This is a genomic window from Streptomyces sp. NPDC012769, from assembly GCF_042901205.1.
Classification (GTDB): domain Bacteria; phylum Actinomycetota; class Actinomycetes; order Streptomycetales; family Streptomycetaceae; genus Streptomyces.
The window spans coordinates 171,458-197,709 of record NZ_JBIBCP010000003.1; the positions used below are offsets into that span (position 1 = coordinate 171,458).

Sequence of the window (26,252 nt, forward strand, 5' to 3'; positions counted from 1 at the left end):
AAGGGCCTTCTGCACGCCGCCGGGGCCGTCGTGGCGCCTCGTCCCGCAGGTCAGGAGCCGCGGGTCGCCACGAGCACCGTCGCGTACAGGTCCTCGTCCTCGACGATCCGGGCGGTCAGGCCCTGGGCCGTGACCGCCGCCAGGGCCTGCTCGGCCTGGCGCTCGCTCGTCTCCGACAGGAGGTGACCGCCGGGGGCCAGCCACTCGACCGCCTCGGCCGCGACGCGGCGCAGCACGTCCAGGCCGTCCGAGCCGCCGTCCAGCGCGACCAGCGGCTCGTGGTCGCGGGCCTCCGGCGGCAGCAGCGGGACGTCACCGCTCGGGACGTACGGGACGTTGGCGACCAGCACCTCGACCCGGCCGCGCAGCCCGCGCGGCAGCGGGGCGAAGAGATCGCCCTCGTACACGCGGCCGCCGCGCGGCTCGACATTGCGCCGGGCGCAGCGGACCGCGGCCGATTCGATGTCGGACGCGTGCACCTCGGCGCCCTCGACGGCGTCGAGCAGCACCGCGGCGGCCGCGCCGGAGCCACAGCACAGGTCGACACAGACGGCGCCCGGCCGGGCCAGCGACACCGCCCGCCGCACCAGGAACTCCGTACGCCGGCGCGGGACGAACACCCCGCCGTCGACCTCGATCCGCAGCCCGCAGAACTCCGCCCAACCCACCACGTGTTCGAGCGGCAGGCCCGCGGCGCGGCGCTCGACCATGGTGTCGAGCTCCGCCGGCCCGGCGGCCGCCGCGCCGAGCAGCTCCGCCTCCTCCTCGGCGAAGACGCAGCCCGCGGCCCGCAGCCGCTCCACCACCCCGAGCTCAGACAAGCTGTGCCTCGATCGCGGCCACGACCTCGGGGGCGTCCGGCTCGGTGCGCGGGCGGAAACGGGTCACGACGCCGTCGCGGCCGATGAGGAACTTCTCGAAGTTCCACTGGACGTCCCCGGCCTCGCCCTCCGCGTCCGCGACCCGGGTCAGCTCCGCGTACAGCGGGTGCCGCCCGGCGCCGTTCACGTCCGTCTTCTCCAGGAGCGGGAAGGTCACGCCGTACGTCGTCGAGCAGAAGGTCTCGATCTCCTCCGAGCTCCCCGGCTCCTGGCCCGCGAACTGGTTGCACGGCACGCCGAGCACGGTGAAGCCGCGCTCCCCGTACTCCTTCTGCAGCCGCTCCAGACCGGCGTACTGCGGGGTGAGACCGCACTTGGACGCCACGTTCACGACCAGCACGGCCCGGTCGCGGAAATCGGCGAGCGAGAGCGGCTCGCCGGTGAGGGTCGTCAGCGGAATCTCGTACAGGCTCATGCGGCAGCTCCTCGTAGGAATGAGGTTTGATCTCAGCATGGGAGACGAACCGCTGGCAATCGAGATCGACCCCGGCCCGGAGCCGGAGGAGGGGCCGCGCCGTGTGTGGTGCCGGCTGTGCGGCCGCCCGCTGACCGGCGCCGAGTCCCGCCGCACCGGCCTCGGCCCCGCCTGCGACGCCAAGCTCCACCCGCCGGGCCCGGACATCCGCACCCGACGCCACGAGGTCGAGCAGGACACCCTCCCCGGCGTCTGAGAGGGTCCCTACAGCTCGCGGAACAGGCCCTCCTGGACCACCGACACCAGCAGCCGGCCCTCGCGGTCGTAGATCCGGCCGCGGGCGAGGCCGCGCCCGCCCGTCGCGATCGGCGACTCCTGGTCGTACAGGAACCACTCGTCGGCCCGGAACGGCCGGTGGAACCACATCGCGTGGTCCAGGGACGCCATGTCGAAGCCCCGCGGGCCCCACAGCGGCTCGACGGGGATGCGGACCGCGTCGAGCAGGGTCATGTCGGAGGCGTAGGTCAGCGCGCAGGTGTGCACCAGCGGGTCGTCGCCCAGCGGGCCGACCGCCCGCATCCACACGGCGCTGCGCGGGTCCGCGTCCTTGACCTGCTCCTTCGTCCAGCGCAGCCGGTCCACGTACCGGATGTCGAAGGGCTGGCGGCGGGCCATCCGCTCCAGCGCCTCCGGCAGCGCGCCGAGGTGGTCGCGGATCTCGTCCGCGAGGTTCGGCAGGCTGTCCGGATCGGTGAGGTGCCGGGGCGGCAGCTGGTGCTCGAAGGCACCCGCCTCCGGGAGGTGGAAGGAGGCCGTCAGATTGAAGATCGTCCGGCCCTCCTGGATCGCGGTGACCCGCCGGGTGGTGAAGGAACGCCCGTCGCGCACCCGCTCCACCTGGTAGACGATCGGCACGCCGGGGCGCCCCGGCCGCAGGAAGTAGGCGTGCAGCGAGTGCACCGGGCGGTCGTCGTCCACGGTGCGGCCGGCCGCCACCAGGGCCTGCCCGGCGACCTGCCCGCCGAAGACCCGTTGCAGCGACTCCTGCGGACTGCGCCCGCGGAAGATGTTCACCTCGATCCGCTCCAGATCGAGCAGGTCCACGAGCCTCTCGGCGGGATTGGTCACCCTCGTCCTCCTCTACAACGTGCCCACGGACGTCACGCGCACGATCGCCCGGCCCTCCTCGTCCGAGGCCGCCAGGTCCACCTCCGCGCTGATGCCCCAGTCATGGTCGCCGTTCGGGTCGGCGAAGGTCTGCCGGACGCGCCACAGACCGTGCGCCGGGTCCTCCTCGATGGACAGCAGCTTCGGGCCGCGCGCGTCCGGACCGGTGCCGAGGTCGTCGTACTCGTCCCAGTACGCGTCCATCGCCTCGCCCCACGCGTCGGCGTCCCAGCCGGACTCCGCGTCCATCTCGCCGAGCTCGTCCACCTGGTCGAGCGCCGCCAGCTCCACCCGGCGGAACATCGCGTTGCGCACCAGCACCCGGAAGGCACGGGCGTTCGCGGTGACCGGCTTGACCTGGTCGGCCCTCTCCTGGGCCTCCTCCGCGGTCTCGACCTCGGGGTTGGCCAGCTGCTCCCACTCGTCGAGCAGCGAGGAGTCGACCTGCCGCACCATCTCGCCCAGCCAGGCGATCAGATCCTCCAGGTCCTCCGTCTTCAGGTCGTCCGGGATCGTGTGGTCCAGCGCCTTGTACGCGCCCGCCAGATAGCGCAGCACGATGCCCTCGGTGCGCGCCAGCTCGTAGAACGAGGTGAACTCCGTGAACGACAGCGCCCGTTCGTACATGTCACGGATCACGGACTTCGGCGACACCGGGTGGTCGCCGACCCACGGGTGCGACTTGCGGTAGACGTTGTACGCGTGCCAGAGCAGCTCTTCGAGCGGCTTCGGATACGTGATCTCCTGGAGCCGCTCCATGCGCTCCTCGTACTCGACCCCGTCGGCCTTCATCGCGCCGACCGCCTCGCCGCGCGCCTTGTTCTGCTGCGCGGCCAGGATCTGGCGCGGGTCGTCGAGGGTCGACTCGACGACCGACACCATGTCGAGCGCGTACGAGGGGGACTCCGGGTCCAGCAGGTCGAACGCGGCCAGCGCGAACGTCGACAGGGGCTGGTTGAGCGCGAAGTCCTGCTGGAGGTCGACCGTGAGGCGGATCGTGCGGCCCTCGGCGTCAGGCTTGTCGAGCTGCTCCACGACCCCGCCGTCGAGCAGCGAGCGGTAGATCGCGATGGCCCGGCGGATGTGCCGCAGCTGGTTCTTGCGCGGCTCGTGGTTGTCCTCGAGCAGCTTGCGCATGGCCTGGAAGGCGTTGCCGGGGCGGGCGATCACCGACAGCAGCATGGTGTGGGTGACCCGGAAGCGGGAGGTCAGCGGCTCCGGCTCGGAGGCGATCAGCTTCTCGAAGGTGTTCTCCGACCAGGCGACGAAGCCCTCCGGTGCCTTCTTCCTGACCACCTTGCGGCGCTTCTTCGGGTCGTCGCCGGCCTTGGCGAGCGCCTTCTCGTTCTCGATGACGTGCTCGGGCGCCTGCGCCACCACGAATCCGGCGGTGTCGAAGCCGGCCCGGCCCGCCCGGCCCGCGATCTGGTGGAACTCACGCGCCCGCAGCGTGCGGACCCGGTTGCCGTCGTACTTCGTCAGGGCCGTGAACAGCACCGTGCGGATGGGCACGTTGACGCCGACGCCGAGGGTGTCCGTGCCGCAGATGACCTTCAGCAGGCCCGCCTGCGCCAGCTTCTCCACGAGCCGCCGGTACTTCGGCAGCATGCCCGCGTGGTGCACGCCGATGCCGTGCCGGACGTAGCGGGAGAGGTTCTTGCCGAACTTGGTGGTGAACCGGAAGTTGCCGATCATCTCGGCGATGGCGTCCTTCTCCTCGCGCGAGCACATGTTGATGCTCATCAGCGACTGCGCCCGCTCCACCGCCTGCGCCTGGGTGAAGTGGACGATGTAGACGGGCGCCTGCTTGGTCTGCAGGAGTTCGGTGAGGGTGTCGGTGATCGGGGTGAGCCGGTACTCGTACGACAGCGGGACCGGCCGGGTCGCCGAACGGACCACCGCGGTCGGCCGGCCGGTGCGCCGGGTGAGGTCCTTCTCGAACATCGACACGTCGCCGAGCGTGGCCGACATCAGGACGAACTGGGCCTGGGGGAGTTCCAGGATCGGGATCTGCCAGGCCCAGCCGCGGTCCTGCTCCGCGTAGAAGTGGAACTCGTCCATGACGACCTGGCCGATGTCGGCGTCCTTGCCGTCGCGCAGCGCGATCGAGGCGAGGACCTCGGCCGTGCAGCAGATGACGGGGGCGTCGGCGTTCACGGAGGCGTCGCCGGTGAGCATGCCGACGTTCTCCGTGCCGAAGATCTTGCACAGGTCGAAGAACTTCTCCGACACCAGCGCCTTGATCGGCGCGGTGTAGAAGGTCACCTGGTCATTGGCCAGGGCCGTGAAGTGCGCTCCCGCGGCGACCAGTGACTTTCCCGAACCGGTGGGAGTGGAAAGGATCACGTTGGCCCCGGAGACCACCTCGATCAGCGCCTCCTCCTGGGCCGGGTAGAGCGTGATGCCCCGGTCCTCGGCCCATGAGGAGAAGGCCTCGAAGAGGGCATCGGGGTCGGCGGTCGGCGGCAGCTGATCGATAAGGGTCACGCCCCCATCTTGCCTGGATTCCGCCCGGATGAGGGAACCGGCCGAGAGAACGAAGATCACGGAGGATAGGCTGGCCCGTCGACCTGCCGGGGGCGGGTCGGCCGACCGGCCGTCAACTGGGCGCCGGCGCATGAGGAACGGGGCGGGGAACGAGCATGATGGGACCGGCGCACTCGCTGTCCGGAGCGGCGGCCTGGCTCGGGGTGGGGGCGGCCGCGGCGGCGTTCGACCACCCGATGCCCTGGCCGGTTCTGGTCGTCGGCGCGCTCATCTGCGCGGGTGCGGCCCTCGCGCCCGACCTCGACCACAAGTCGGCGACGATCTCGCGCGCCTTCGGCCCGATCTCGCGGGGCCTGTGCGGGATCGTCGACAAGCTGTCCTACGCCGTCTACAAGGCGACCCGCTCCGCCGCGGACCCGCGCAGGTCCGGCGGCCACCGCACCCTCACCCACACCTGGGTGTGGGCGGTCCTCATCGGCGTCGGCTGCTCGACGGCCGCGGTCACCGGCGGCCGCTGGGCGGTCCTCGGGATCCTCTTCGTCCACCTGGTCCTCGCGGTCGAGGGCCTGCTGTGGCGGGCCGCGCGGATGTCCAGCGACGTCCTGGTCTGGCTGCTCGGCGCGACCAGCGCCTGGATCCTGGCGGGCGTGCTCGACCAGCCGGGCAACGGTGCGGGCTGGCTCTTCACCGGCACCGGCCAGGAGTACCTGTGGCTGGGCCTCCCGGTCATCCTCGGCGCCCTCGTCCACGACATCGGCGACGCCCTGACGGTCTCCGGCTGCCCGATCCTCTGGCCCATCCCGGTCGGCCGCAAGCGCTGGTACCCGGTGGGCCCGCCGAAGGGCCTGCGCTTCCGCGCCGGCAGCTGGGTCGAGCTGAAGGTCCTCATGCCGGCCTTCATGCTCCTCGGCGGCGCGGGCGGAGCCTCGGCGCTCGGCTTTCTGTAGGTCTGCCCCGGGCCGCGATCCAGGACCCGACGGCGGCGCGGCTCACCCATGCCGCGCGCATCGGATCGGCGCCCGACCCCGGCTACCGGCCGGGGGCGGATCCGGGCCGAGCCGGTCCGCGCGACGGCAGCGTCTGGCGGTAGACGACGCTCGTCGTCGTGCTGCCGAAGCCCGCCAGCTCGTCCATGAGCGTCTCCAGGTGCTCCATGGACGTCGCGGCGACCTTCAGGGTGTAGCAGTCGTCGCCGGTGGTACGCAGGCACTCCAGGATCTCCCTGCGCTCGGCGAGCAGGCGCCGCAGCGGCTCGTGGCGGTTGCCCGGGTACTTGAGCCGGACGAGGGCGAGCACCGGATAGCCGACCTTCGTCAGGTCGACCACGGCGTGGTAGCCGCTGATGACGCCCGCCGCCTCCAGCTGGCGCACCCGCTCGGTCGTCGCCGACGGGCTGAGACTCACCCGCCGCCCCAGCTCGCTGAGCGAGATCCGGGCCTCCTGCTGCAGCACCTCGATGATCGCCCAGTCCACTGCGTCGAGATTCACGGTCATGTGTCGACAGTACCGGGAAAGTCACGGCACTCGGCCGGAATCACCGGGAAGAACCTCTTCAGCCCACCATGATCACGGGGATAGTCTCCGGTCATGCGAATCGGCGTGAACGTACCGAACTTCGGCCCCGGGACCGACCCAGGCGTCCTGCGCGAGTGGGCCCTCACCGTGGAGGGGCTCGGCTACGACCTGCTCATGGTGTCGGACCACGTGGCCGTCACCCCCGATGTCGCCGAGCGGTACCCGGAGCCGTTCCACGAGGTGTTCACCACGCTCTCCTGGCTCGCCGGCCTCACCACGCGTATCCGGCTCGGCAGCACCGTACTGGTACTGCCGTACCGGCATCCGCTGCTCGTGGCGCGGACTGCCGCCACTCTCGACCGGCTCAGCGGCGGCCGGCTGGTGCTCGGTGTGGGCGTCGGCTGGGCACGCCAGGAATTCGAGGCGCTCGACGTGCCGTTCTCGGCGCGCGGCCGGCTCACGGACGACGCCCTGCGCACCCTGCGACAGGCGTGGCGGACGGACGCCGGGGCGGGCGCGGTGCCGATCTGGGTGGGTGGCAACAGCGAGGCGGGCATCCGCCGTGCCGTCCGCTTCGGTGACGCCTGGCACCCGCTGCGGGGCACGCTCGACTGGATGCGCTCGGTCGTGACCCGGCACGAACTGCCCGGCTTCGCGCCCCGCATCGCCCTGCGGCGGACCGACACACCGGTCGACGCGCCCGACCGCCCCGCCGGCGTCGGCACCCTCGAACAGATCCTGGACGACCTCGACCGGCTCGACCGGCTCGGCGCCCACACCGTCGTACTCGACCCTTACCACGGCGACCCGGACGAGACCCGCAGGCCCCAGCAGGCCTGGCAGACCCTCACCGCCCTGGCCGACCACCGGAGGACAGCACCGTGATCACCCCTGCCGACGAGAGGCTGCTGCGCCGCGCGATCGAGATCGCGGCGCACGCCGTCACCCTGGGAGACGCACCCTACGGCTCCCTGCTGGCCGGCCCCGACGGGGCCGTCCTCGCCGAGGCCCACAACACCGTCCGGCGCGACGACGACATCACCGCCCACCCCGAACTGAAGCTGGCCCGGTGGGCGGCCCGCGAACTCGACCCCGACACGGCCGCGGACACGACGATGTACACCAGCTGCGAGCCCTGCGGCATGTGCGCCGGCGCCATCGTCCGCTCCGGTCTCGGCCGCGTCGTCCACGCGCTGTCCACCGCTCAACTCGTCGCGCTCAACCCCGGGTCGGGCGCCTGGCCCACGGTGCGGCAGGAGGGCCCGGCCCTCTTCGAGGCGGCCCGCGCACCGATCGAGGCCTACTACCGGGCCTGAACCGGCGAGGCAGCGCCGCAGTCCGGGACCGGAGCGGCCGGCCCTGAGCAGGACCGGCCGCGGGAGTGCCTGTTCCGGAGCGGCGGCCGGTGTGCCCACCGCCGCCCCGTCTCCGCTAGCCGTGCCAGGAGCGCCACAGCGCCGCGTACGCCCCGTCCGCCGCCACCAGCCGGTCGTGGCTGCCGAGCTCGCTGATCCGGCCGTCCTCGACCACGGCGATCAGGTCGGCGTCGTGGGCCGTGTGCAGGCGGTGGGCGATGGCGATGACCGTACGGCCGGCCAGGACGCGGGCCAGGGAGCGCTCCAAGTGGCGGGCCGCGCGCGGGTCGAGGAGCGAGGTGGCCTCGTCGAGGACCAGGGTGTGGGGGTCGGCCAGGACGAGCCGGGCCAGCGCGATCTGCTGGGCCTGGGCCGGGGTGAGGGCCAGACCGCCCGAGCCGACCTCGGTCTCCAGGCCCTCGTCCAGGGTCCGGGCCCAGCCGTCGGCGTCGACGGCCTCCAGGGCCGCCCACAGCTCGGCGTCCCCGGCACCCGCCCGGGCGAGCAGCAGGTTGTCACGGAGCGAGCCGACGAAGACGTGGTGCTCCTGGTTGACCAGGGCGACGTGCTCGCGGACCCGTTCGGCCGGCATCCGGGCCAGCTCCGCCGAGCCGAGGGTGACCGTGCCGGCGCGCGGGGCGTAGATGCCCGCGAGCAGCCGGCCCAGCGTCGACTTCCCGGCGCCCGACGGCCCGACCAGGGCGATCCGGGTGCCCGGGGCGACGTCCAGCGACACGCGGTGCAGCACGTCGACGCCCTCGCGGTAGCCGAACCGCACCGCGTCGGCCCGCACCGCCCGCCCCTCGGGCCGCACCTTCGGATCACCGGCCTCGGGCTCGATGTCCCGCACGCCGACGAGCCGGCCCAGCGACACCTGGGCCACCTGCAGCTCGTCGTACCAGCGCAGCACGATCCCGATCGGGTCGACCAGCATCTGGGCCAGGAGCGCGCCCGTGGTCAGCTGGCCGACGTCCATCCAGCCCCGGAGGACGAAGACACCACCGACCAGCAGCACCGATGTGATCACGAGGGTGTGGGTGAGGGTGATGATCGGGAAGAGCACCGAGCGGAGGAAGAGTGTGTACCTTTCCCACGCGGTCCATTCCCGAATGCGCCGGTCCGACAGCTCGACCCGGCGCGTGCCGAGGCGGTGCGCCTCGACCGTGCGGCCCGCGTCCACGGTCTCGGCGAGGACGGCGGCCACCGCCGCGTACCCCGCAGCCTCCGAGCGGTACGCCGAGGGGGCGCGCCGGAAGTACCAGCGGCAGCCCGCGATCAGCAACGGCGCGGCGATCAGCAGCGCGAGCGCCAGCGGCGGTGCGACCACCGCGACCCCGCCGACGAGCAACGCCGCCCAGACCACGCCGATCACGAGCTGCGGCACCGCCTCGCGCATGGCGTTGGCCAGCCGGTCGACGTCCGTGGTGATCCGCGAGAGCAGATCGCCGGTCCCGGCCCGCTCCAGCACGCCGGGCGGCAGGCCCACCGAGCGGACCAGGAAGTCCTCGCGCAGATCGGCCAGCATCTCCTCGCCGAGCATCGCCCCGCGCAGCCGTACCAGCCGGACGAACAGCGTCTGCACCAGGAGCGCGACGGCGAACAGGGCGGCCGTGCGTTCCAGGTGGAGCTCCCGGGCGCCCGCCGTGAGGTCGTCGACGAGCGAGCCGAGGAGGTAGGGACCGGCCATCGAGGCGGTCACGGCGATCGCGTTGACGGCGACGAGCGCCGCGAACGCGCCCCGGTGGCGGCGCAGCAGCGCCCGGACGTACGCCCGGACCGTCCCGGGGGTGCCGACCGGGAGCGTCGTCGCCGACCGGGGTGCGGCCGGGTCGTACGCGGGTGGCGCCAGGCCGATCATGCCGACTCCCCTTCCAGCTCGTCCTGCAACTCTTCCTCCAGCGACTCTTCCCCCGGCGACTCTTCCTCCGGCAACTTCTCCTTCGGCCCTTGCGCCGGCTCGGCGGGTCCCCCGGCGCCACGGGCGAGCTCCTCGTCGGTCTCGCGGGTGACGACCGCCCGGTAGCGGGGCTCACCGGCGAGCAGCTCGCGATGGGTGCCGACCGCCACCGCCGTACCGCCGTCGACCAGGACGACCCGGTCGGCCAGGTCGAGCAGCAGCGGCGAGGAGGCGAGCACCACCGTCGTCCGGCCGGCCCGCAGCCGCTTGACGCCCGCCGCCACCCGGGCCTCGGTGTGCGAGTCGACCGCCGAGGTCGGCTCGTCGAGCACCAGCACCGCCGGGTCGGTGACCAGGGAGCGGGCCAGGGCGAGCCGCTGGCGCTGGCCGCCGGAGAGCGACCGGCCGCGCTCGGTGATCCGGGTCCGCATCGGGTCGCCGCCGGTGTCCACGGAGGCCTGGGCGAGGGCCTCGAGGACGTCCCGGCACTGCGCCGCCTCCAGCGCCCCGGCCGCCGTCACCGCGCCGGAGGACGGCACGTCGAGCAGCTCCGCCAGGGTCCCCGAGAGCAGCACCGGGTCCTTGTCCTGGACGAGGACGGCACTGCGGGCGGTGTCGAGCGGCAGCTCGTCGAGCGGGACACCGCCGAGCAGCACCGAGGAGTGCCCCTCGTCCGCCTCGGCGGGATGGCCGCCGAGCCGGTCCGCGAGCCGTCCGGCCGCGTCCGGGTCGCCGCACACCACGGCTGTGAACCGCCCGGCCGGGGCGAGCACCCCGGTCACCGGGTCGTACAGGTCACCGCCCGGAACCTCCCGCGCGGCCTCGGGCGTCGGCGTGGCCGTCCGGGACAGGGCGAGCACCCGGGCGGCGCGCTTCGCGGAGGGCCGCGAGAAGGAGTACGCCATGGCGATCTCCTCGAAGGCGCGCAGCGGATGGTGGGTGAGCGCCACCGCGCCGTAGACCGTGACCAGTTCGCCGACCCCGATCCGCCCGTCGAGCGCGAGCCGAGCCCCGTGGACGACGACGCCCAGGAGCAGCAGACCCGGCAGCAGCACCTGGATCGCCGCGATCAGCGCCCACATCCGGGCGCTGCGCACGGCGGTCCTGCGGACCTCCTGGGAGGCGGCACGGTAGCGGTCGAGGAACAGCTCCTCGCCGCCGATGCCGCGCAGGACGCGGAGTCCGGCGACGGTGTCGGAGGCCAGCTCGGTGGCCCGGCCCGCCTTCTCGCGCTGCTCGTCGGCGCGGCGGGTGGCGCGGGGCAGCAGCGGCAGCGCGGCGAGGGCGAGGACGGGGACGGCGAGCGCGACGACCAGGCCCAGGTCGGGCTGGTAGAGCACCAGCCCGACGCAGACGAGGACCAGGGCGACGGCGGCGGACGCGAAGCGGGAGACCGCCTCCACGAACCAGCCGATCTTCTCCACGTCACTCGTCGAGACGGCGACGACCTCGCCCGCGGCGACCCGCCGGGTCAGCACGGAACCGAGCTCGGCGGTCTTGCGCGACAGAAGCTGCTGGACACGGGCGGCGGCCGTGATCCAGTTGGTGACGGCCACCCGGTGGACCATGGTGTCGCCCGCCGCGATGGCCAGGCCGAAGGCGACGAGCAGGCCGATGCCGAGACCGAGCCGGCCTCCGTCGCGGTCCACGACCGCCTGCACGGCGAGGCCGACGCCCAGCGGCAGCCCGGCGATGCCCAGCTGGAGCAGCAGGCCCCACAGCAGGCACCTCACCTGCCCGCCGAGCTGTCGCCGGCCGAGCCAGAGGAGGAACCGGGAGCCCGATCGGACGTCAGGTTTTCCCGGGTCGGCGTACGGTAGGTCCTGGATCTGCATGGCGCCCCACGGGTCGTGACCACTGTCCCCGCAAGGTTTGCGCCACGCCCCTCGCCCCGGCAAACGATTTTCCGGCAACGCGCACCACATCCGGCCAAGCCGGGCCCCCGCCCTCTGGACCGCGCCCGCGGGACCGCGCTTCACTCACGACCCATGACACCACGGAAGATCATGAGCATGATCAGCGGCCTCACCCTGGCCGCCGGACTCCTGCTCGCCGCCCCCGCGGCCCACGCGGACCAGGCCCCCGCCACCCCGCCGGCCGAGTTCACCACCGACTGGCACGACCCGGTCACCGCCGCGCCGCCGATCGCCACCCCGGGTACCCGCACCTGCGAGGTCACCCTCGCCGAGGCCCGGTTCCGCGACTTCACCCCGTACCGAGGGAGTTACGCCCCGCCCGAGGAGTGCGGCGACGCCCGCTGGAACAAGGTCGTCCTGCGCCTCGACGGAAAGGTGAAAGGCCGTCAGTACGACCGGCTCGGCTATCTGACCCTCGGCGGTGTCGAGGTCTTCCGCACCTCCACCCCCGAGCCCTCGCCCGACGGCATCGCCTGGTCCGTCGAGAAGGACGTCACCCGCTACCGCGACACCCTCAGCCGCCCGCAGCCCGTCGAGATGCTCATCGGCAACGTCGTCAACGACACCTACACCGGGGTCCTCGACGTCCGCGTCACCCTCACCTTCCACACCGCGCGGGGCGCGGTGAAGCCCGCCGCCGGCACCCCCGACCGGGTCCTGCCGCTCACCGGCGCCACCCTCACCACCCCGCGCAACACCGAGCGGATCCTCGCCGAGGTCTACGCCACCGGTTCGGGCGGCGGCTGCGAGGAGTTCTGGTACCTCACCGTGCCCGACGCCGCGCCCTACTCCTGCAAGGCCACCGACGGGCCCTACCGCGAGGTGCGGATCTCCGTCGACGGCCGTCTCGCCGGCATCGCCGCCCCCTTCCCGCACGTGTGGACCGGCGGCTGGTCCAACCCCTTCCTCTGGTACGTGACGCCCGCGCCGCGCGCCTTCGACGTCCAGCCGATCGTCTACGACCTCACTCCGTTCGCCGCGCTCCTCAACGACGGCCGTGCCCACCGCGTGGAGGTCTCCGTGGCCGGCGTCCCGGCCGGGCAGACCGGCTGGAGCGTCCCCACCAACGTGCTGCTGTGGCAGGACGAGGGCCGCGAGGTCGTCACCGGCGGCCTCGACCGGCACGAGGTCGGCGTCCCGCGCAACTCCTCGGTCCACACGCCCGGTTCGCCCGACGTCCTGGAGACGACGGGCGGCGGTTCGCTCACCGTCGCGGGCCACCTCGACACCTCGCACGGCCGGGTCTCCACCACCGTCACCCGCACCGTCGACCACCACTCCACGCACCGCTGGGGCGCCGAGGAGAACCCGGACGCGCTCAGCGCGCGGTGGACCGACGACGAGACGGTGACCGTCGGCCGCACCGCCACCCGCACCCACCGCACGTACACGATGGACGGCGAGATCACCGTCGGCGCCGACAACCGGCTGCGGACGGTCCTGGCCATCGGCGACCGCGCCGCCGTCGACGTCGTACGGAACGGAAAGCGGCTGTCCTGGTCGCGGCTCGACGACACGTACACCGGCGACGCCGCCTTCACCCTCGGCGTCCCGCGCGAGCAGCGGCGCGCGGTCGGCACCAGCGCCGAGCGCTACCGCCTCCACGGAACCGGCGGCTGCTACGACCGCTCGCTCAGGACCGTCCAGGGCACCCTCGTCGAGGACCTGCGGCGCTGCTGAGACCCGTGGTGTCCGGGCCCCGCGAAGGGGCCCGGACACCGTACGGTTCAGGCGGGACGGATCAGGCGGGCCGGGCCGAGTCCACGCCCGACCGCGACTTGCGCCACTCGCCGCGCGTGAAGTCGGGGATGGGCTGCGGGGCGCCGTTCGCCTTGATGGAGGCGTGGCTCAGCGGCACCGGCGCGGTCCAGGTCGCCGCGTCGTACACGTCGAAGTCCGGTACGAGCCCCAGCCGCATGCACTGCATCAGCCGGAACACCATGATGTAGTCCATGCCGCCGTGCCCGCCGGGCGGATTGGCGTGTTCCTTCCACAGCCAGTGGTCGAACTCGGCCGCGTACGCGCCGAAGTCGCCCCACTGGTGGCCCTTGTGGTCCGGCTCCAGATAGATCCGGGCCGGGTAGTCCTCGAAGACGCCCTTGGTGCCGCCGAGGCTGTTGATCCGGCTGTAGGGGTGCGGGGTGGACACGTCGTGCTCCAGGCGTATCACCCGGCCCCTGGCCGTCTTGACCAGACTGATCGTCCGGTCGCTCTCGATGTACGACTCCTTCCAACTGGGATCGCCCTTCGGCATGTTCGCCGCCCGGTACTCGGCCAGACCCAGCGCGGGCGTGCCCAGGCTGCTGATGCTGACGACCCGGTCGCCCCGGTTGACGTCCATGTAGTTGGCGACCGGCCCGAAGCCGTGGTTCGGGTAGAGGTCGCCGCGCAGCCGGGTGTGCCAGAGCCGGCGCCAGGGACCCTCGTAGTACGTCGGCGAGAACATCAGCGCGCGCAGGTCGTGGTTGTACGCCCCGGCGCCGTGCAGGAGTTCGCCGAACCTGCCGGCGTGCGCCATGCGCAGCACCCGCATCTCGTTACGCCCGTAACAGCAGTTCTCCAGCTGCATGCAGTGCCGCCGGGTCTGCTCGGACAGGTCGACGAGTTCCCACAGGTGGTCCAGGCGCATCGCGACCGGACACTCGACGCCGACGTGCTTGCCGTGCAGCATCGCCTGCTTCGCCTGCTCGAAGTGGAGGTCCCAGGGCGTGGCCACATGGACGAAGTCGACGTCCGTGCGTTCATACAGCCTCAGATAGTCCTCCGGTCCCGAGGCGTAGCCGGCGGGGGAGGGCTGACCGGCGGCGACGACCTTGGCGGCGGCCCGTTCGACCTTCTCCTTCACCGGGTCGCAGAGCGCGACCACCTGGACGCCGGGCAGCGCGAGATAGAGGTCGATCATGCTGCCGCCGCGGTTGCCGAGGCCGACCAGCGCGACCCGGACGGTGGAGCGGCCCTCGAACGGGACACCGGCCATGGTCGCGCCCCGGCGCGGCGGAGTCGAGAGTGTCTCCTCGGCCGGCGGCGCCGCCTCCGCGGAGCCCGTACCCAGGGCACCGAGCCCGAGTCCCGCGCCGGCAGCACCGGTGGTTCTGAGCACGGAGCGGCGGCTGGGGCGCGGGGGAGTGCTGTCGTTCATGGAACCTCCGGTTGCGGTGAGTGCAGGGTGGGTTCATGAATCCCGAACAGGACCTTGGCCGCTGTCGCTCCTGTTGTGCAAGGGCGCCGTTTGGACTTGTGCGCAGGGGTGGTTGGACTCTTCTCCTCCGGTTACCTGTCGGCGGAGGAGAGAGTCGGGGCGGTAGGGGGCAGGGGTGGTGCGGTCAGGGGCGGGTGGCGCGCTCCAGCTCCAGCAGGGCCGAGTAATAGGTGCGGCCGGTCGCGCGGTCCATCCCGACCTCGCACATCCGGTTGGCGGAGAGGTGCGCGTCGAACGGACGCGAGGTGACCTCGGCCGCCTCGCGCGCGGTGGCGGACGCCGTCAGCTCCGGGTGCAGCATGCCCCGGTCACCGGCGAAGGCGCAGCAGCCCGCGTCGACCGGGACGACGACCTCCTCCGCGCAGGCCTCCGCGAGCGCGGTCAGCCGGTCCTCGTCACCCAGGTGCCGCATGGAACAGGTGGGATGGACCACCGCGGAGGCCACCCGCCGGCGCACGTCGAGCCGGGGCAGCAGCTCGTCCGCCGCCCACACGAGCGAGTCGACCACCGTCAGCGCGGCGTGCAGCTCCCGGTTGTCGTCGCTCAGATACGGCACCACCTCATGGGCGAGGCCCAGGGTGCAGGAGGAGGCGTCGACGACCAGGGGCAGCCGGCCGCCGGCGGTCCAGCCCCAGGCGGCGGCCACGATCCGGTCGGCCATCACCTCGTTGCCCCGCGCGTACCCCTTGGAGTGCCAGATCGTCGCGCAGCAGGTGCCGGACACGTCGTCCGGGATCCACACCGGCCGGCCGGCCCGGGCCGACAGCGCCACCACCGCCTCGGGCAGCGAAGGACCGGGACGGCCCGCCGGATCGCCGAAGATCCGGTTCACACAGGCCGGGTAGTACACGGCGACGGCGGCAGGCCGGTGGGTGCGGGGCAGCCGGCGGGCGGGCGCGCCCGGGATCTCGGGCAGCCACTCCGGTACGAGGTCGGGGCGCACGGCCCTGCGCGCGAGGCGGGTCACCGCCGCCGGGAACCGGTCGCCCATCCGGTCGGCGGCGGCGACCGCGAGCCGCGCGGCGGCCTCCACGGCCCGGAAGTTCCGCGCGGCGAGCGCGGCCGCCCGCTCCTCGCGCGGCGAGTGCCGGGCGTGCCGGAACGCCTTCATCAGGGCGCCGGTGTCGATGCCGACCGGGCAGGCCAGCTTGCAGGTGGAGTCCCCGGCGCAGGTGTCGACCGCGTCGTAGCCGTACGACTCCAGCAGGCTCGTCTCGACCGGCGCGCCGTCCGCCTGCCGCATCATCTCCCGGCGCAGCACGATCCGCTGGCGCGGACTGGTCGTCAGATCATGGCTGGGACAGGTCGGTTCGCAGAAGCCGCACTCGATGCACGGGTCGGCGATCGGCTCCACGGTGGGGATGGTCTTCAGGCCGCGCAGATGGGCCTGCGGGTCGCGGTCGAGGACGACGCGGGGGGCGAGGACGCCGTCGGGGTCGATGACCTCCTTGGTCCGCCACATCAGCTCGGTCGCCTTGGGCCCCCACTCCAGCTCCAGGAAGGGCGCGAGGTTGCGGCCGGTGGCGTGCTCGGCCTTGAGGGAGCCGTCGAAGCGCTCCACGGTGAGCTTGCAGAACTCGTCCATGAAAGCGGCGTACCGTTCCACGTCGGCCGGGTCGGCCGCGTCGAAGGCGAGCAGGAAGTGCAGGTTGCCGTGGGCCGCGTGACCGGCCACGGCGGCGTCGAAGCCGTGCCGGGCCTGGAGGTCGAGCAGTTCCGCGCAGGCCTCGGCGAGCCGGGCGGGCGGCACGGCGAAGTCCTCGGTGATGAGGGTCGTGCCGGAGGGGCGTGAGCCGCCGACCGCCGTCACGAAGGCCCTGCGGGCCTTCCAGTAGCCGCCGATCGTCCGCGCGTCACGGGTGAAGACGTTGCAGGCGTCCGCGACCGAGGGCACCGGGGCGACGAGCTCCAGGTCCGCCAGGACGCCGGCCGCGGCCTCCTCGTACGCCGTCAGCGCGGCCTCGTCGGGCGCCCGGAACTCCACGAGCAGCGCGGTCGTGTCCCTGGGCAGCTCGGCCCAGTCGGCGGGCACGCCGGGCACGCGGACCGAGGCGCGCAGGGTGTTGCCGTCCATCAGCTCGACGGCCAGGGCCCCGGCCTCGGTGAAGCGGGGAACGGCGGCCGCGGCGGCCGGCAGGGAGGGGAAGAACAGCAGCGCCGTGGAGACCAGGCGGTCCAGTGGAAGGGTGTCGAAGACGACCTCGGAGATGAAGCCGAACGTGCCCTGGGAGCCGACCATCAGACCCCGCAGGATCTCCACCGGCGTGGCACCGTCGAGGAAGGCGTCGAGCCGGTAGCCGTGGGTGTTCTTGATCGTGTGCTTGGCGCGGATCCGGGCCGTGAGCTCCTCGTCCGCCTCGATCTCCGCCTTCAGGGCCAGCAGTCCCGCGCACAGCCGTGGCTCCGCGCGGGCCAGTTCCTCGTCGGCGACCGGGTCGGCGGTGTCGACGACGGTGCCGCTCGGCAGGACGAAGGTGAGCGAGGCGAGGGTGCGGTAGGAGGTGCGGGTGGTGCCCGCGGTCATGCCGGAGGCGTTGTTGGCGACCACACCGCCGATCGTGCAGGCGATCGCGCTCGCCGGGTCGGGGCCGAGCACCCGGCCGTACGGCGCGAGGGCGGCGTTGGCCCTGACGACCGTCGTGCCCGGCCGGATCCGGGCCCGGGCGCCGCCGTCGAGGACCTCGACGCCCACCCAGTGGCGGCGCACGTCGACCAGGATGTCCTCGCCCTGCGCCTGCCCGTTGAGGCTGGTCCCCGCGGCCCGGAAGACCACCTCGCGGCCCTTCCCGTGCGCGTACGACAGGACGGTGGACACGTCGTCGACGTCCTCGGCCACCACGACGACCTGGGGCACGAACCGGTAGGGGCTGGCGTCGGAGGCGTACTTCACCAGGTCGGAGATCGTGGACAGCACCTTGTCCGGGCCGAGGAGGGCGACCAGCTCCTCCCGCAGGTGCTTCGGGGTGCCCCGGGACTGGAGGTCGGGCACCCGGTCGGGCGCCGCCCGCCGCTTCGTACCGGCTCGCAGGGCCCGCGGGTTCGGCTCCAGTACGGGCATGGCCAGGGCTCCCCTCCGGCGCGACCGTGCCCCCGTCCCGGCTGCCCCCGTCCCGGCGGTCCGGGTCTCAGCAGACCCGCTCCGGGCCTCGGTCGACGAGGGCGGACAGCAGACCTCCGAGCACCTCGCGCTGTTCGACGGTCAGTGGGGCCAGCATGTCCTCTGCGGCGGCGCGGCGCGCGCTGCGCAGTTCCCTCAGCGTGTCGCGGCCGGCGTCGGTGAGCTCGATCCTGACCACCCGGCGGTTCGTGGGGTCGGGCACCCGGCGCACCCGGCCGGCCGTCTCCAGACCGTCGACGAGGCTGGTCACGGCGCGCGGGACCACCTCGAGCCGGGCCGCGAGGTCGGCCATCCGGGGCGGCTCCTCGTAGTGCGCGACCGTCCGCAGCAGACGGGACTGCGCGGGCGTGATGCCGACCGGCTCCAGGTGGTGCTTCTGGATGCGGTGCAGCCTTCGGGTGAGCCGGAGCAGCTGCTCGGCGAGGAGGCCGTCGGGATCGGGGGTGCTCATGCGGGAACAATATCAGGACCTTGTTCATTGTGAGTATAGGTAACAATGAGCTATGCTCTCATCGTCAAGATCTCGCACCCGCGCAGGAGCCCATGCATCCGCACGACGAGTCCACCTGGACACCACCCGCCCGTGACTCCCGACAGCCCGAGGAGCCCGCCCAGCTGCGGCGCATCCTGCGGCTCTTCCGTCCCTACCGCGGCCGTCTCGCCGTCGTCGGCCTGCTCGTCGGCGCCTCGTCGCTGGTCACGGTCGCCTCGCCCTTCCTCCTGAAGGAGATCCTGGACACCGCGATCCCGCAGGGCCGCACCGGGCTGCTCAGCCTGCTCGCCCTCGGCATGATCCTCACCGCCGTGACCTCCGGCGTCTTCGGCGTGCTCCAGACCCTCATCTCCACCACCGTCGGCCAGCGCGTCATGCACGACCTGCGCACCGCCGTCTACGGGCGGCTCCAGATGATGCCGCTCGCCTTCTTCACCCGCACCCGCACCGGCGAGGTCCAGTCCCGGATCGCCAACGACATCGGCGGCATGCAGGCGACGGTCACCTCGACCGCCACCTCCCTCGTCTCCAACCTGACCGCCGTCGTCGCCACCGTCGTCGCCATGCTCGCCCTCGACTGGCGGCTCACCCTCGTCTCGCTGCTCCTGCTGCCCGTCTTCGTCTGGATCAGCCGCCGGGTCGGCCGCGAGCGCAAGCGGATCACCACCCGGCGGCAGAAGCAGATGGCCGCCATGGCCGCCACCGTCACCGAGTCCCTGTCCGTCAGCGGCATCCTGCTCGGCCGCACCATGGGCCGCGCCGACTCCCTGACGAAGTCCTTCGCCCAGGAGTCCGAGCGCCTCGTCGACCTCGAAGTGCGCTCCTCCATGGCGGGGCGGTGGCGGATGTCCACCATCGGCATCGTCATGGCCGCCATGCCCGCGCTCATCTACTGGGCGGCGGGCCTCGCCCTCCAGTCCGGCGGCCCCGCCGTCTCCCTCGGCACGCTGGTCGCCTTCGTCTCGCTCCAGCAGGGCCTGTTCCGGCCCGCCGTCAGCCTGCTCTCCACCGGTGTGCAGATCCAGACCTCCCTCGCGCTGTTCCAGCGGATCTTCGAGTATCTGGACCTCCCCGTCGAGATCACCGAGCCCGCCGAGCCGGTCCGCCTGCCGAAGGTCTCCGGCGAGGTCGCCTTCGAGAAGGTCGGCTTCCGCTACGACCCCGAGGGCGAGGGCCGGCCCACCCTCGACGGCATCGACCTCACCGTCCCGGCCGGCGGCAGCCTCGCGGTCGTCGGCCCCACCGGCTCCGGCAAGTCCACCCTCAGCTACCTCGTGCCCCGGCTCTACGACGTCACCGACGGCCGGGTCACACTCGACGGGGTCGACGTGCGCGACCTGGACTTCGACACCCTCGCCCGGGCCGTCGGCGTCGTCTCCCAGGAGACCTACCTCTTCCACGCCTCCGTCGCCGACAACCTGCGCTTCGCCAAGCCCGACGCCACCGACGAGGAGATCGAGGCAGCCGCCCGAGCCGCCCAGATCCACGACCACATCGCCTCGCTCCCCGACGGCTACGACACCCTCGTCGGCGAGCGCGGATACCGCTTCTCGGGCGGCGAGAAGCAGCGCCTCGCCATCGCCCGCACCATCCTGCGCGATCCGCCCGTGCTGATCCTCGACGAGGCGACCAGCGCGCTCGACACCCGTACCGAACACGCCGTGCAGCAGGCGATCGACGCGCTCTCCGCGGGACGCACCACCATCACCATCGCCCACCGGCTCTCCACCGTCCGCGACGCCGACCAGATCGTCGTCCTGGAGGCCGGCCGAACGGTCGAGCGCGGCACCCACGAGGAACTCCTCGCCCTCGACGGCAGATACGCGGCACTGGTCCGCCGTGACGAACGCACGAACGTGGGAGCGGATGTTCCCCAGAACGTGTGATCGTGCCGCTTTTCGATGCGCAACTCTCTTGTGGCGGCTGATGATGACGGGGCGCAAGCGACGGGCTGCAGACCGCGACTGCGCAGTCCCACAGCAGTTCCGCACAAGGAGAAAGCACCATCATGAACGTCATCACCGACCTGCTCGCCGGCGTCCTCCACTTCCTGGGCTGGCTCGTCTGACCCTCACGCCCGACAGGAAAGCGGCGCCGTCGGCCCCCCGTCCCAGGGGACCGGCGGCGCCGCCGCGCGTACGGGTCGCGAACGAGGAGACACCCTCCGGGCTCCCCGGTTCGGCGATCGGACCGGGTTAGCGTGCGCCCATGACGTACCGGTCCTGGCAGCCCGAACACCGGCCACACCGCGCACGCCTCACCCGGCGCGGCAAGCGCGTCCTCCTCCTGGGCGGCGCCCTGACCGTCGCCGCCGCGCTCACCGTCTCGCTGCTGCTGGTCCTCGGCGGCGAGGGCGCGAAGCGACCGGCCCCCGAGAAGCGGCGCACCCTGCTCATCCCGGAAGGCTGGCGGGGCGGCGAGGTCTTCGCCGCTGTCGACCGCTCCCTCGGCCTCCCGGTGGGTACGGCCCGCAGGGTCGCCCAGACGCCGGCCACCGGCCTCGCCCTCCCGCCCGCGGCGGCCGGCAACCCCGAGGGCTATCTCTTCCCCGCGACCTATCCGGTGGACAGGTCCACGACCCCCGAGGCCCTGCTGCGCTACATGGTCGACACCGCGGGGAAACGCTTCGGCACCGCCCGTATCGCGGAGGGCGCCCGACGGCACGGGATGAGCCTCCACGAGACGGTCATCATCGCCAGCATCGTCCAGGCCGAGGCCGACACCCCTGAGGTCATGGGCAAGGTGGCGAGGGTCGTGCACAACCGGCTCGCCCGGGGGATGCCCCTCCAGATGGACTCGACCATCAACTACGCCCTCGGGCGCGACACCGTCGACACCACCCTCCAGGACACCCGCATCGACAGCCCCTACAACACCTACGAGCGCAGGGGGCTGCCGCCGTCACCCATCGGGAACCCGGGCGACCAGGCCATGAGCGCGGCGATCGCCCCGGCGAAGGGCGACTGGCTCTACTTCGTCACGGTCGGGCCCGGCGACACCCGCTTCACCGCGGACTACGCCGAACACCTCGCCCATGTGGCCGAGTTCAACGAGCGGCGACGGGCTGCGGGGTCCTCGGCGCGTTCCTGAGCAGCGACCGGATCCCGGCGACCGCGGCGCGGCCGGCCCGGTTGGCGCCGATGGTCGACGCCGAGGGGCCGTAGCCGACCAGATGGACGCGCGGGTCCCGTACCGCCCGCGTCCCCTCGACGCGGATGCCGCCGCCGGGCTCGCGCAGCCGCAGGGGGGCGAGATGGTCGATCGCCGCCCGGAAGCCGGTGGCCCACAGGATCACGTCCGCGTCGACCCTCCGCCCGTCGTCCCAGGCCACCCCGGTGGGGGTGATCCGGTCGAACATGGGTCGCCGGTCCAGGATCCCGCGCTCGCGGGCGGCGCGGACGGCGTCGTTCAGCGGCAGGCCGGTGACGGACACGACGCTCTGCGGTGGCAGTCCCCGCCGCACCCGCTCCTCCACCAGCGCGACGGCGGCCCGGCCCTCCGCCTCGCCGAAGGGGCCTTCGCGCCACACCGGCTCGCGCCGGGTCACCCAGGTGGTCGCGGCCGCGACCTCGGCGATCTCCATCAGGTGCTGCGTCCCGGAGGCACCGCCGCCGACCACGATCACGCGCAGACCGGCGAAGGCCTCGGGCCCGGGATACCGTGCGGTGTGCAGCTGACGGCCACGGAAGGACTCCTGCCCCGGATAGCGGGGCCAGAACGGGCGCTCCCAGGTGCCGGTCGCGTTGATCAGGGCCCGGGTGGCGTAGCGGCCCTCCGAGCTCTCCACGAGCAGCCGCCCGCCCTCGCCCTCGCGGACCGCGCTCACCTCCACGGGCCGGTGCACCCGCAGACCGAACGTCTCCTCGTAGTCGGCGAAGTAGTCACCGATCACCTCGGACGACGGACGGGCCGGATGGGCGCCCAAGAGTTCCTTGCCGGGCAGCGCGTGCATCCCGTGGACCTTGCCGTACGTGAGCGAGGGCCAGCGGAACTGCCAGGCACCGCCCGGCCGGGGCGCGTGGTCGAGGACCACGAAGTCCCGGTCGGGCTCGAAGCCCGTACGCCGCAGGTGATAGGCCGCGGACAGACCGGCCTGCCCGGCACCGATGACCACGACGTCCACGTCCCGTGCCCCGGCACCCTGTACCCCGAAATCGTTCACGATTCCACTAACCGTGGGTGGGGCGCGGTTCTTCCCGGCTGCGAGCGGCGGCGGGGTCACGGCAGGATGGGCCCATGTCGTTCAGCACCACGATCCTCCGCCTCGCCACCGGCTCCACGGAGACGGTCACCGACCTCACCGACCACTGCGAGGACTTCCTCAGCCGCGCCGCCGAGGGCCGCGACGGCCTCCTCAACCTCTTCGTCCCCCACGCCACCGCCGGCCTCGCCATCCTGGAGACCGGCTCCGGCAGCGACGACGACCTGCTGACCGCCCTCCACCACCTGCTCCCCGCCGACGACCGCTGGCAGCACCGCCACGGCTCCCCGGGCCACGGCCGCGACCACGTCCTCCCCGCCCTCGTCCCCCCGCACGCGACCCTCCCGGTCGTCGCCGGCCGGCTCGTCCTCGGCACCTGGCAGTCGGTCTGTCTCGTCGATACGAACAAGGACAACCCGGAGCGCCAGGTCCGGCTGTCGTTCCTCGGGTAGCGGTGCGTACCGTCGAGAAGGTGGACAGGCCAAGAGCGCATGGCCCGAGGGTGTGCCCGACCATGACCGCCCCCTCGGTCCGCGAGGTCTTCGCGACGCCCCGGCGGCCGGCCGCCGCCGAGATGCCCGGCACGCCGCCCACACGCCACGAGCGGCGCGTCCACCCGGGCCTTCAGGAGCTGGTCCTGCTGCTGGCCGGCGAGGCGCTCGACGACACACTCCAGCGCGCGCAGGCGGCACATGGGCCGACTTCGCGCCCGGCACCGCACTCCTGGCCGACCTCGCGGTCCCGCGTGGACAGCGGTGAGCCGGCTCGGGGCAGGGCCGTTCAGCCCTGGCGCGAGGGGGCGGCGCCGGGACCGCCTCGCCGTACCGCGTCATGGGCGGCGAGCGCGGCGTGCAGGGTGACCAGGTCGGCGCCCCGGGACGCGTCGAGGCCGGTGAGATCCGTCGCCTTGCGCAGGCGGTAGTCCACCGTGTTCGGGTGGACCTGCAGCCGGGCCGCGGCCCGGCGCCGGTCGAGACTGCAGGCGAGGAAGGTGCGCAGAGTGGTGAGCAGTTCCGGGCGTGTGTCCAGCGGTTCGAGCAGCGCGGCGAGCCCTTGCCTGGCAGGGCTCGGACGGCTCAGCTGGTACTCGAGCAGCACATCGTCGAGCAGGTACAGCCCCGGCCCGTGGCGGGAAGCCTCGGCCACCTCACGTACCTCGCCCGCCAGCCGGGCGGCGGCCGCGACGCCCTCCGGTGGCGCGGCGGCCGCCGCGGCCAGCACCTCGGCGCCGCACATCCGGCCCAGCTCCATGACCAGTCGGGACAGCCGGTCCCGGTCGTCAGGGCCGAAGTCGGCGGCCGGCGCCTTGTGCGGGATGAGGATCAGCCCTCCACCACCTGACAGCACGGACAGCGGAACTCCCACCGTCTGGCGCTGCAGTTCGTTGCGCAGTCGCCGGAGTTTGCGGCGTGCGGCGACCGCGTGGTCCACGCCGGGCACCAGCTCGTCCGGATGCCGTCCCACGGAGATGCTCAGCACCAGGTAGCAGGGCGGCAGTCGGACGCCGGCGCGGTCGGCCGCCGCCTGGGGGCTGCCGCCTTCGAGGAGTCTGGACAGCAGCGACTGCAGGGCGACCTGCTCGTCGCTCAGAGCCGTCTGTCGCTCCTGCACGTACCCGGCGGCGACCTCACAGCTCACCAGTCCGAGATACGTGAGCATGTGACGCTGGACCAGCAACAGGTCGCTCAGATCACCCGGTTCGGCGGCCGGAAAGACGTGGGCGGCGCACTCCTCCGCGCCGATGTGATAGGCGCCCACCACGGCCTCCAGCGGCACTCCCTCGTCGGCCCGCCGGGCCGACGACTCGCGGATCGCCGTCTGCTCCGCCTGATCCGGCAACTCCCCGGTGCGCACCATCTCGGCGAAGCACCGGATGCCGCGGGTCACCTGCCTGGCGATGTCACTGCCGAGCTGTTCCGGCGGCAGCCTTCCGTAGACGGGCAGCCGTTCGATCAGCCGGGCCATGACCGCGCGCTCCAGCGCACCGGCGGCGGCCTGGAGCCGCTCGTACACCGGAACGCCGCCGAAGCGCGGCGCCGAGTCGCGAGCCGCGGCGTTGGACACGGTCACAATCCACCTCGCACATCTCTGTTGCCCGCCCTGGGCGCGCGGCGGCGCACCGCCGCCATCATGTTTCCGGGACATCTCCTACTGGTTGGTAACACGTCAGGCCGGTGCATGGCCAGGTGCCGCCCACCGGCGCGTCGGCCCCCACTCACGAATCGAGGAAGCCTTGTCCAGGAGAGCCGTTCGTCTGATCCCCCTCGCTGTCGTCACCGCGGCGGCCATGACCGCCGCGCCGGCGGCCGGCGCCACCGTGTCCACACCGGCTGCGACCACGGCCACGGCTGCGCCCACCGCGAGCGACCCGTTCTACACCTACGACGGCAGTGAGCCCCTGTCGTCGTTCGCCCCGGGCGCCGTGCTGAAGACGCGGACGCTCCAGTACCACCTCGTCGGCATTCCCACGCCGCTGAAGGCGATCCAGCTGCTCCACCGCAGCACCGATGCCCAGGGACGCCCGGCCGCCAACGTGACCACGGTGGTGCGCAGCCTCACGGGTGACGGCAGCAAGGCCGTGTCCTACCAGTCGTTCTACGACTCGCTGAACCCGGAGGACGGGCCGTCCCGCGCCATCGCCGGCAACCTCAGCCTCGGCGGCGTGATCCCCAACGTCGAGGCCGTCTTCATGGCGCCGCTGCTGGCGAAGGGCTACACCCTCGTCATCCCGGACACCCAGGGGCAGCGCGCCGCCTTCGCCGCGGGGCCCGAGTACGGAACGAACACCCTGGACTCGATCCGTGCCGCGACCAGGTCCGCGGAGACGGGGCTGAGCGACAACACCAGGTTCGGTCTCATGGGCTACTCGGGCGGCGCCATCGCCACGAACTGGGCGGCCGCGCTGGCACCGTCGTACGCGCCCGACGTGAACCGGAAGCTGGTCGGCTTCGCCGAGGGCGGTCTGCTCGTGACCCCGGCGCACAACCTGAAGTACGTGGACGGCTCCCTCTCGTGGTCGGGCGTCATTCCGATGGCGGTCATCGGCGTCTCCCGCTCCTTCGACATCGACGTCAGGCCCTACCTGAACAGCTACGGCCTGAAGGTGTACGCGGAGCTGCAGAAGGGGTCCATCGTCGATGCCCTCGGCCACTATCCGGGTCTGACCTGGAAGAAGATGGCGAAACCCGCGTACGAGAACATCAACTCGGTTCCCGAGCTCGTCACGGCGGTGAACCGGATCAACCTCGGCTCCGCCGCCACCCCGACGGTCCCGGGGTTCATCGCCCAGGGCGACGCGGGCGTCCTGGAGGGCACCTTCAGCAACCACCGGGGGATCGGCACGGGCGACGGTGTCATGGTCGCAGGCGACGTGCGCGCGCTCGCCCGGCAGTACTGCGCCACCGGCAACCCCGCCATCACATACCGGCAGTACGAGCTGCTCAGCCACGTGGGCGTGCCCGTCGTCTGGGCCCCCCTCGCGATGGACTGGCTCGACGACCGCTTCGCGGGGCGGACGGCTCCGTCCGACTGCGGGCGCATCCCCGCGGGCAACTCGCTGGCACCGGAGGAGCCGACGCCGCTGTCCTGACCCGCGTGTGGTCTTGCCG

At 72.7% G+C, this 26,252-nt stretch carries 21 protein-coding genes; 9 read left to right on the forward strand and 12 right to left on the reverse strand.

The window, feature by feature from the left end:
- Positions 1 to 50: 50 nt before the first annotated feature.
- Both ACFY7C_RS16165 and ACFY7C_RS16170 read right to left on the reverse strand, forming a co-directional pair.
- The gene (locus tag ACFY7C_RS16165) at positions 51 to 821 is read right to left on the reverse strand and encodes a putative protein N(5)-glutamine methyltransferase (RefSeq protein WP_389649985.1); all 771 of its coding nucleotides are present in this window, start codon (positions 819 to 821) and stop codon (positions 51 to 53) included.
- Complete coding sequence (locus ACFY7C_RS16170; RefSeq protein ID WP_389649988.1) at positions 814 to 1,296, reverse strand: glutathione peroxidase; 483 nt, start codon at positions 1,294 to 1,296, stop codon at positions 814 to 816. The genes ACFY7C_RS16165 and ACFY7C_RS16170 overlap by 8 nt, the downstream gene beginning before the upstream one ends.
- 37 nt (positions 1,297 to 1,333) lie before the next feature.
- Here ACFY7C_RS16170 and ACFY7C_RS16175 point away from each other — a divergent pair, with 37 nt between their 5' ends.
- A complete protein-coding gene (locus tag ACFY7C_RS16175; RefSeq protein WP_389649991.1) occupies positions 1,334 to 1,552 on the forward strand; it encodes a DUF6011 domain-containing protein in 219 nt (72 codons plus the stop codon).
- An 8-nt stretch (positions 1,553 to 1,560) separates the two neighbouring features.
- Here the strand turns inward: ACFY7C_RS16175 and ACFY7C_RS16180 are convergent, their stop codons facing one another.
- Positions 1,561 to 2,424 (reverse strand): acyl-CoA thioesterase, encoded by an 864-nt coding sequence (locus tag ACFY7C_RS16180; RefSeq protein WP_389649993.1) that lies wholly within the window; start codon positions 2,422 to 2,424, stop codon positions 1,561 to 1,563.
- Between the two features lie 12 nt (positions 2,425 to 2,436).
- Positions 2,437 to 5,010 carry a DEAD/DEAH box helicase gene (locus ACFY7C_RS16185; RefSeq protein WP_389649996.1) on the reverse strand — a complete coding sequence of 858 codons (2,574 nt, stop codon included), beginning with the start codon at positions 5,008 to 5,010 and terminating at the stop codon, positions 2,437 to 2,439.
- Between the two features lie 95 nt (positions 5,011 to 5,105).
- Here ACFY7C_RS16185 and ACFY7C_RS16190 point away from each other — a divergent pair, with 95 nt between their 5' ends.
- On the forward strand, positions 5,106 to 5,897 hold the full coding sequence (locus ACFY7C_RS16190) for a metal-dependent hydrolase (protein WP_389649999.1): 792 nt from the start codon (positions 5,106 to 5,108) through the stop codon (positions 5,895 to 5,897).
- Positions 5,898 to 5,979: 82 nt separating this feature from the next.
- Here the strand turns inward: ACFY7C_RS16190 and ACFY7C_RS16195 are convergent, their stop codons facing one another.
- A complete protein-coding gene (locus tag ACFY7C_RS16195) occupies positions 5,980 to 6,444 on the reverse strand; it encodes an Lrp/AsnC family transcriptional regulator (protein ID WP_389650002.1) in 465 nt (154 codons plus the stop codon).
- 93 nt (positions 6,445 to 6,537) lie between these two features.
- On the opposite strand from ACFY7C_RS16195, the gene ACFY7C_RS16200 reads away from it, so the two are divergent.
- Positions 6,538 to 7,350: an LLM class flavin-dependent oxidoreductase gene (locus ACFY7C_RS16200; protein ID WP_389650005.1), complete on the forward strand. Its 813-nt coding sequence runs from the start codon at positions 6,538 to 6,540 to the stop codon at positions 7,348 to 7,350.
- Positions 7,347 to 7,781, forward strand: a complete 435-nt coding sequence (locus tag ACFY7C_RS16205; RefSeq protein ID WP_389650008.1) for a nucleoside deaminase — start codon at positions 7,347 to 7,349, stop codon at positions 7,779 to 7,781. Before ACFY7C_RS16200 ends, ACFY7C_RS16205 begins: the two co-directional genes overlap by 4 nt.
- Before the next feature lie 115 nt (positions 7,782 to 7,896).
- Here ACFY7C_RS16205 and ACFY7C_RS16210 read toward each other — a convergent pair whose 3' ends face one another.
- Together ACFY7C_RS16210 and ACFY7C_RS16215 are read right to left on the reverse strand one after the other, a co-directional pair.
- A complete protein-coding gene (locus tag ACFY7C_RS16210) occupies positions 7,897 to 9,678 on the reverse strand; it encodes an ABC transporter ATP-binding protein (RefSeq protein WP_389650011.1) in 1,782 nt (593 codons plus the stop codon).
- Positions 9,675 to 11,552 carry an ABC transporter transmembrane domain-containing protein gene (locus tag ACFY7C_RS16215; protein ID WP_389650014.1) on the reverse strand — a complete coding sequence of 626 codons (1,878 nt, stop codon included), beginning with the start codon at positions 11,550 to 11,552 and terminating at the stop codon, positions 9,675 to 9,677. Before ACFY7C_RS16215 ends, ACFY7C_RS16210 begins: the two co-directional genes overlap by 4 nt.
- Positions 11,553 to 11,705: 153 nt before the next feature.
- Between ACFY7C_RS16215 and ACFY7C_RS16220 the strand changes: the two genes are divergently transcribed.
- The gene (locus tag ACFY7C_RS16220; RefSeq protein WP_389650017.1) at positions 11,706 to 13,313 is read left to right on the forward strand and encodes a peptide-N4-asparagine amidase; all 1,608 of its coding nucleotides are present in this window, start codon (positions 11,706 to 11,708) and stop codon (positions 13,311 to 13,313) included.
- Between the two features lie 61 nt (positions 13,314 to 13,374).
- Here the strand turns inward: ACFY7C_RS16220 and ACFY7C_RS16225 are convergent, their stop codons facing one another.
- The 3 genes from ACFY7C_RS16225 to ACFY7C_RS16235 form a co-directional block, all read right to left on the reverse strand.
- Positions 13,375 to 14,772, reverse strand: coding sequence for a Gfo/Idh/MocA family protein (locus ACFY7C_RS16225; RefSeq protein WP_389650020.1), 1,398 nt, complete (start codon positions 14,770 to 14,772; stop codon positions 13,375 to 13,377).
- 184 nt (positions 14,773 to 14,956) lie between these two features.
- The gene (locus tag ACFY7C_RS16230) at positions 14,957 to 17,890 is read right to left on the reverse strand and encodes an FAD-binding and (Fe-S)-binding domain-containing protein (protein ID WP_389650023.1); all 2,934 of its coding nucleotides are present in this window, start codon (positions 17,888 to 17,890) and stop codon (positions 14,957 to 14,959) included.
- Positions 17,891 to 17,957: 67 nt separating this feature from the next.
- Positions 17,958 to 18,401, reverse strand: coding sequence for a MarR family winged helix-turn-helix transcriptional regulator (locus ACFY7C_RS16235; protein WP_389650025.1), 444 nt, complete (start codon positions 18,399 to 18,401; stop codon positions 17,958 to 17,960).
- A 92-nt stretch (positions 18,402 to 18,493) separates the two neighbouring features.
- Between ACFY7C_RS16235 and ACFY7C_RS16240 the strand changes: the two genes are divergently transcribed.
- Together ACFY7C_RS16240 and mltG are read left to right on the forward strand one after the other, a co-directional pair.
- Positions 18,494 to 20,329, forward strand: a complete 1,836-nt coding sequence (locus tag ACFY7C_RS16240; protein WP_389650028.1) for an ABC transporter ATP-binding protein — start codon at positions 18,494 to 18,496, stop codon at positions 20,327 to 20,329.
- A 322-nt stretch (positions 20,330 to 20,651) separates the two neighbouring features.
- Positions 20,652 to 21,533, forward strand: coding sequence for an endolytic transglycosylase MltG (gene mltG, locus ACFY7C_RS16245; protein WP_389650031.1), 882 nt, complete (start codon positions 20,652 to 20,654; stop codon positions 21,531 to 21,533).
- Here the strand turns inward: mltG and ACFY7C_RS16250 are convergent.
- Positions 21,490 to 22,605, reverse strand: a complete 1,116-nt coding sequence (locus tag ACFY7C_RS16250; RefSeq protein ID WP_389650034.1) for an NAD(P)-binding domain-containing protein — start codon at positions 22,603 to 22,605, stop codon at positions 21,490 to 21,492. The genes mltG and ACFY7C_RS16250 overlap by 44 nt on opposite strands.
- 74 nt (positions 22,606 to 22,679) lie before the next feature.
- Between ACFY7C_RS16250 and ACFY7C_RS16255 the strand changes: the two genes are divergently transcribed.
- Complete coding sequence (locus ACFY7C_RS16255) at positions 22,680 to 23,096, forward strand: secondary thiamine-phosphate synthase enzyme YjbQ (protein ID WP_389650037.1); 417 nt, start codon at positions 22,680 to 22,682, stop codon at positions 23,094 to 23,096.
- Positions 23,097 to 23,424: 328 nt separating this feature from the next.
- Here ACFY7C_RS16255 and ACFY7C_RS16260 read toward each other — a convergent pair whose 3' ends face one another.
- A complete protein-coding gene (locus ACFY7C_RS16260) occupies positions 23,425 to 24,708 on the reverse strand; it encodes a PucR family transcriptional regulator (RefSeq protein WP_389650039.1) in 1,284 nt (427 codons plus the stop codon).
- Between the two features lie 223 nt (positions 24,709 to 24,931).
- Between ACFY7C_RS16260 and ACFY7C_RS16265 the strand changes: the two genes are divergently transcribed.
- Positions 24,932 to 26,233 carry a lipase family protein gene (locus tag ACFY7C_RS16265; RefSeq protein ID WP_389650042.1) on the forward strand — a complete coding sequence of 434 codons (1,302 nt, stop codon included), beginning with the start codon at positions 24,932 to 24,934 and terminating at the stop codon, positions 26,231 to 26,233.
- Positions 26,234 to 26,252: the final 19 nt, after the last annotated feature.